8 protein-coding genes are annotated in these 7372 nt (G+C 35.9%); all 8 read left to right on the forward strand.

Features of this window, described 5'->3' with window-relative positions; genetic code table 11:
- A partial coding sequence (locus LY60_RS17800) for an RHS repeat-associated core domain-containing protein (protein ID WP_281291887.1) occupies positions 1–915 on the forward strand: 915 nt, incomplete at its 5' end.
- Positions 916–1122: 207 nt separating this feature from the next.
- A complete protein-coding gene (locus tag LY60_RS17805) occupies positions 1123–2283 on the forward strand; it encodes a hypothetical protein (RefSeq protein ID WP_145087105.1) in 1161 nt (386 codons plus the stop codon).
- Positions 2284–2427: 144 nt separating this feature from the next.
- Entirely contained in the window at positions 2428–3549 is a 1122-nt protein-coding gene (locus LY60_RS17810; RefSeq protein ID WP_145087108.1) for an RHS repeat-associated core domain-containing protein, read from the forward strand.
- A 141-nt stretch (positions 3550–3690) separates the two neighbouring features.
- Positions 3691–4401, forward strand: coding sequence for a hypothetical protein (locus tag LY60_RS17815; protein ID WP_145087111.1), 711 nt, complete (start codon positions 3691–3693; stop codon positions 4399–4401).
- Positions 4402–5184: 783 nt separating this feature from the next.
- Positions 5185–5403 carry a pre-toxin TG domain-containing protein gene (locus LY60_RS17820; protein WP_145087114.1) on the forward strand — a complete coding sequence of 73 codons (219 nt, stop codon included), beginning with the start codon at positions 5185–5187 and terminating at the stop codon, positions 5401–5403.
- A gap of 53 nt (positions 5404–5456) precedes the next feature.
- Positions 5457–5873, forward strand: a complete 417-nt coding sequence (locus LY60_RS17825) for an HNH/ENDO VII family nuclease (protein ID WP_145087116.1) — start codon at positions 5457–5459, stop codon at positions 5871–5873.
- A 14-nt stretch (positions 5874–5887) separates the two neighbouring features.
- Positions 5888–6355, forward strand: coding sequence for an SMI1/KNR4 family protein (locus LY60_RS17830; RefSeq protein ID WP_145087119.1), 468 nt, complete (start codon positions 5888–5890; stop codon positions 6353–6355).
- 289 nt (positions 6356–6644) lie between these two features.
- A partial coding sequence (locus LY60_RS17835) for an RHS repeat domain-containing protein (protein ID WP_145087122.1) occupies positions 6645–7372 on the forward strand: 728 nt, incomplete at its 3' end.

Here is a 7372-nt window from a genome sequence, read left to right on the forward strand (position 1 = left end):
CTTGATTTGGTGAAGCGCTACGCAACCCATGACTATGACAGCGTGCTTAGTATGTACTATGCCAAAGCAAGGTTCTATGATGCGCAAAACAGAAGATTTGATTCAATTGATCCAATTTTAGACGGAAGTAAATATGACATTACAGACTATGCTAAAAACCCTGTACAGCTTGTGCAGTACCTATATGTAAGGAATAACCCAGTTGTTTATATAGATCCACATGGAGAGTACTATATACAGATGTATTTAAAAGCAAATGAAATTCCTGGAAAACCTTGGGGTGCTGGAGTTACAGTGGAAGGATATAGTGCAGTCCCAGAAACTGATGGAAGTGCGTTAATTAAAACCTTGATACAGTCTGCTCCGTTTGGAGCGGGTGATCTTCTGTTGAAGTGGTATGCAGATAATACATATGTAGGCGGTAATTCAATGCATGATGTTGATTTTAGTGTTTTAATGGCTGGTTTATATGAGGACATGCTTATAGATGAAGGGTTTGAGGTAATTGCTAAAAAATTTGGACAAGATATAAGCGGATTATATACTGTTTATGACACAATCATGACGTTTGATGAAAACATAAGAATACCAATGATGGATAAGGAAGTTTTCAAATTGTTGAACTTATCAGGTATAAATTTGATAAGGTCAAGTGTAGAAGAAGTCGAGTATATAATGGATAGGAGCTATGTATTCACAAACAAAATAGAAAAATATGTATTTGGACGTATGTGGAATATAAAACCCGGTGCAGGTATTTATAAAAACTTAGCTTCACCTACATTTTTAGATATGGATATATTGATTTTAAATTCTAAAAATAAGGAAAAGACTATAAAGTATTATGTAGATAAATATTACTCGATTTTATATTGCTATGGGAGGTATGAATATAATGAAGAAGAAAGATATTAAGAAACGAATTTGATAATTATCTTAGAAACTATGAACAAAGAATTAATAATCTGACAAGTTTAATGAAAGAATTTGTTGAACCAAGAATCAAGTAAACAAAATTTATCAAGATGGAGTTAATGAAAGTTGGCTTTATATTATAATAAAAATTGAATGTTGTGCTGACTTTCATTAATCCATTAAGGCTTTTATTGAAAGGAAAATATTATGGGAAAAAAATCACTGATTAGCTTAACTATAGTTTTATTGACATCTTTAACGGCAGTAAGTTTATACGATGAGAGAGATGAAATACAAATTGATATAGTAAATGAGGTTGAGCAAATTAATGGAATAATTGCTTTGGACATTTTAAACCCGGTACAACTTAATGAAAATGATTTTTTATATTTTGAGAGAGAATATGATAATCCAGATATTAAATTCTTAATATATAGAGCAAATATAGATAATTATAAAATAAATTTATTAAAAGAAGTCTCAGAGAAGTATAAATTTGTGACTGCCTTATATTATTCTGACAAAGATAAAAAAACATATATGGGAGCATACGGAGAATTCCCTAATAAAGATCAAAAGGAGATGCCGAGCAGTTATCTTGTTAGATTTAATGCAGATATGGAGATAGAGCAGGCTGTAAGGGTTGAGTGTGATATTAATAATTTTTATGAAGTTGGAGATAAGATATATGCTGAATGTAATTCGGAACACTTCTTTCGCAGAAACGAAAATATGACTAAAACTATGCATGAAATAGATAAGGAAAACTTTGGTCTTAAGAAGGAGAAATCTGAATATGTAATTTATGAATCTTATGAGATGAAAAACGGAAATGACGTAATAATAAAAGTAAAAAATGAAGATGTAATTAAACTTATAGCAAATAGGGATGCGGTTGATGTTATTGTTGAAATTATAGATAAGAATGAAGCAGTATTGAGCAACGATGTAGTGAAGGATGTTTATCCTTTTGATATCATGTTCGTAGAATTACCAAACGAAGATATAGTTTTTAAGTTGCAGGATAGTAAAAAGGATCAAATATATTTATATCATAAAAAGGATGATGATAAATATGAACTTATTCATAAAAAAGGAGTGAAAATTCCACCAAGTCATAATTTTTTTGGAGTAGTGAAGAATGGAAATAATATAGGAGTTTTAGTAAGCGAAAAAAATTTATATGAAGGAAAAAATGAAATATGGTTGTTTGATGAAAATTTAGAAAAATTAATAAAAAAATATGAAATTAAAAATTTGATTGGAAATACTTTTGCAGATAGGATTGAAATAGACGGAGATAAGAATAAGATAATTCTACATAATAACTCCTATTTAAAAATAGGAGAAATAAACTTCATAGAATAATAAGGTTCGATTAAGGTTTATGTCCTTCTGGATACTGAAAAAAATAGTATGAATGTAGAACTAACAGGTACAGCGGTTGTATAGACTATTTGAATGAAAGCACAAATTTAGAAGGAATAAAATCAAATACTACAAAGGTTAGAAATGATCCCTGTATTAGAAATAACCCACAATGCAGTACTGAAATGCGGTCAGAGAGAGCTCGACCTTGTGAAAAACTACACGGGACACGAGTATGACCAGGTAATAGGGCAGTACTATGCAAAGAACAGGATGTACAACCCTGCAAACAGGCGCTTCACCCAGATAGACCCAATAAAGAACGGATACAACTGGTATGCATATGTAGGGAATAATCCGGTGAATTACATTGACCCGTTGGGGTATAAACAATTACTTCCGCTGTCTATAATAGAAAAATTTGGCGGAACAGTTACATATAGAAATGAAAAGGACGAATTCGGAGACACCATTTATAAAGCCGTAGCAGTATTGGGAGAAAAAAAAGAAACATTCTATGTTTACCCAAATAAAAAATATTACAAAGGCAAAAGTCATTGTAATGAAATGTACGGTAGTAAAATGAAGGTTCCTGTAGGTGAGATAAATGCATTGCTTGGAGATGCTTTCATAGATACGAATCAGTACAGGCAGGTTATATCCATTTTACTGGGAGTGAATCCATTGACAGGCACCTATAAGGATGCACAGGAAGCATTAACAGGACAAGATATTATAACAGGCAAAAACCTTAGCGGATTTGAAAGAGCATTTGCTGTAGCAGCTATAATAAATCCGTTTGGGGGTAAAGAGCAAGTAAAGATTGTAGCAGATATGGGAGACGATATCTTTATAGAGCTTGTGTTTGATGTTGGCAAGGTAGCAGACAACCCGGAATTAGCCGACGCATTTTTGGATGTTGTAAAAAAATACGGCAGCAATGCAGATTATGATGAGCTTGTAGATATACTGAAGAAATATGGTGCTTATGCGGATGAACTAGCTGAGGGTGCGGGTAAACTTTCCGGTAAATGGACTACAGTAAATGAAAGTATGAGCGATGCTTCAAGAGCTTATCAAAGACAAATAACAGGAACTGATGAGGTATGGCTACAGAATGGCGTTAAATATGACGGTATGAGTAACGGGACACTTGTTGAAGTTAAAGGTAGTTATGCCAACTTCGTAGACAAAAACACTGGAACATTTAAAGATTGGTTCACGGGCCAGCAAGGTTTAATAGATCAAGCTAATAGGCAGTTATAGGCGTCGGAAGGTGCAGCTATAAACTGGTATTTCTCGGATACAGCATCTATGAATGCTACGAAAAGCTTATTTTCTGAAAACCGCATAAAAGGAATTAACTTCATTTACCAGCCAATAAAGTAAAACTGATGGAGGGAATATATGCTACAAGTACATTCAATAATTTTGTGGGCAAACGCTAAAAATGACGAATTCAAGACATCTGTAGATCGTGCTTATGCTTTAATTATGGCTTTAAAAGAATTTGGGACTGAATTAAGCCCAAACTACTTAACAGCCAAACGTAAAAAGGATGCTAAACCATTTGATTACACTTATGAAACGCTGGAAGAACTTATCCGCAAAGGCGTTAATAAAGAGGGAAAAACTGTATTTGCTGATTTAGGTTATTCGGTTAGCTTTTTTTCCTCACTTGTTGAACAGGATTCTGCTGGAATCAAATTTCATGTTGGAACGAGCAACCCTAAATTTATAGACACTTTTATTATCCATTTACCTCAAACATGTCCGATTTATACAGACACGACAATTGGCGAGCGGTTAATTAACTTATTTAAAAAATGTGTAGATATTTTTGACCCATTCTGGGGGTGTCTCGGTAATGGGGTCAACGCAAGGCGATATGACGGTTATTGGGGTGATACATTGCCAACGTCTACCCACTGGATAAATTACTTTGGTGAAAGTGTCACAAAACAGCTTAGTGTTACAAGAATAGAAAAATGTCCCATATACAAAGTTGAAAAGTTAAGTAAAGGATATTTCTTACAGCTAAAAACTACACCGATAGATGATACAAATGAAGGAGATATAAAAATACAGGCAAACGCTAATAAATATTTTGGATTTTAAACTCCACAGCCCGCATTGCGGGCTGATGTAAGCCGTGTAGGAGAAGCTCTGCGACCCCGGCACTTTAACCTGCATGTTTTTCGACCCAATGGTTCACCAGTGATTTAAGGGATGAAGGCATATTTTGGGGCTGCATTTTGAAGGAAAATACTCTTTCACAGAAAGCCGTCAAATCCGGTTTCATTTTTGCCGAAGGGCCAAACACCTTATGGCGATAACTAAAGCGCGATACAGGGGTACACGATGGCTCACGGCGTTAAACATTTGAGTACCGGATAACGAGTATATTTATGAAAATGTAACGCACAGATTCTGTAGACTGTCGGTAACGAACGAACATATAAATCGGCTTGTACCCCATGGTTCATAGTGAACCATGGATTTACATAAAATCTGTTTTATGGTAAAATTTGCGCCAGAGGGGGTATAAGGGGGGTAAAGCTTATATTTCTGTTCCCCCTCTTTTTCTTTTCTGCAGTTGACAGTTTTGATACAAGCGCAGAAATGACTTGCAATCCTTTTCAGACAGAGTTAACATCACACACCAAAGCAAATAACCTGTTTGAAACTGTGAGTTTTGTGGTAAATAAGCTGTCGCGCCCTTGCGGACGAGTAAAATCGTTAACGCTAAAATCTGAGGTTGCCGGTGCCGGGAGCTTGCAATGAAAAGGACGTATTCGGAAATACCATTTATAAAGCTGTAGCAGTAATGGATAAAAATGAAAAAACTGAAAAAACCGAAAAACCTTTTATGTTTACCCCAAGAACAAATATTATAATGATATGAGTCATTGTAATGAAGAGCGTGGCAATGAAATATTTGTTCCCAAAGGGAAAATATATGAATTACTTGGAGATAAATTTATAGATTTAAATCAGTACAAACAATTTTGGTCAACAGTACTTGGAGTATTTCCACCAACAGGCACTTACAAGGATTTTCAGGAAGCAATAACGGGATATGACATAATAACCTCCAAAATGAAAGAGCATTTGCTGTAGCAGCTATAATAAATCCGTTTGGGGGTAAAGAGCAAGTAAAGATTGTAGCAGATATGGGAGACGATATCTTTATAGAGCTTGTGTTTGATGTTGGCAAGGTAGCAGACAACCCGGAATTAGCCGACGCATTTTTGGACGTTGTAAAAACAGCAACTGAATTTAACGGAACCAAAGTCTACCAAAGAACAGATTTAATAGATCCTACTGCTATCGATAAAATGGGTAGAACTAATTTGCAGAGGATGGAACAAGGGCTTGCCCCACTTAGTCCAGATGGAAAATCAATTAATCTACATCATATGATTCAAACAAATGATAGTGCAATTGCAGAAGTAACTGCAACATTCCATCATACTAACAGCAAAGTTATCCACATAAACCCTAACACTGTGCCGTCAGGAATTAACAGGTATGAATTTGATGCATGGAGAAAAGCTTATTGGATTAATAGAGCAAATGATTTCAAATAGCTAGGAGGGCATAAATGATAAGAAATTTTGAAGAAGCATTAGAATTGTTGAAAAATGATAAATCTGGGAAAGCATTTTTTTCAGGTTCTAAAAGTGAGGAATTATTATCAAAAGCAGAAGAAGCTTTATCACTGAAGTTTTCACCTATGTATCGAAAATTTCTCAGTGAATTTGGAGCAGGAAGCTATGGGTCGGTTGAGTTTTTAGATTTAATTGATGAAGACTTTGAAGATTCCTGTGTTCCAGATGAAATTTGGTACACTTTGAACGAGAGACAATCATCAAATCTACCAAATAATCTCGTAGTAATTTATGAAACAGGTGATGGAGACTTATATTGCCAAGACTATAACAATATTGATGCAACTGAGCCTAAAATAGTGGCATATTCACCTGGGGTTAGTTACCCAAACCAGATGTATAAAGTTGTAGCGCAAAGTTTTGGTGCTTTCTTAACAGAAAAATTGAATTCTGTAATCTAGTGAAATAGTGTTGTTATGATCCTCCTATGTATAGCTGGTGAAATTGCTTGAAATGGCGGTTATAAAGTACTGTAGACTACCTACATAACACTCAAAGGGTCATTTCGACCACGTCATAAGCATCTTTCAATCGTCGGCTGTTGCCGGCGATTGTGCTATGGCGCAGGCGCAAGGCGACCACGTGCCTTTATCTTGCACCAAAATCATATTTTCAAAAGGCAGTGGTTTTGACTGAAAAAGGCGAAGCGGAACACTCGCTAAATTCGCTCGAAAAAATATCTATGACCTTTTGGGCAACCTGACGTCAGTAACAGAAACCGACGGACGTACAACCCGCTATACCTATGATGGCATGAACCGTATTTCTAAGATGGAATATCCTCACGGCTGGGTTGAAGATTATCAATATGACTCCGTAGGCCATCTTTTGAATGTAACAGACACAGACCCGTCAAACAATGACATGAAGCAGCAGAAGCATGCTTATACCTACGACGACTGCGGCAATATGACATATGAATACATGCGTGGAAATGGTATAGGAGAGGCAACAGTTGAAAATACCTACACCTATGACGCATTGCACCGCGTAACATCAGCACACGAGAACTACGGAAACAAGACACGAACATATCAGTATGATTCTTTGGGTAACCTGACTTATGAAACCGAGCTTGGAAACAAGTCCATAGACTACAAATTTAATAATCTGAACCAGATTACCAAAAAGTCTGAGGACAGATGGAATACACAGAGTGATTTCACATACGACAGGCGCGGTAACCTCATTCAGGAAACCTACACCAAGAACAGTAAGATTTCTGTCACCGGAGAGTATACCTACGACGAGACAAACAAAATGGTGCTTGGGGTAAATGAGCTGGGAGAAAGCAGTGCATACCTGTACAACAGTCTGGGTGCCCTTGTTGAGAATACATGGATCATTAAAAAGAATGCTTACGGCTACCATGACGTATCTGCTCTGACAAACATGGTAGCGGGAGAGGTCGTTGTAGA

This window comes from Sedimentibacter saalensis (genome assembly GCF_007830175.1).
GTDB lineage: Bacteria > Bacillota > Clostridia > Tissierellales > Sedimentibacteraceae > Sedimentibacter > Sedimentibacter saalensis.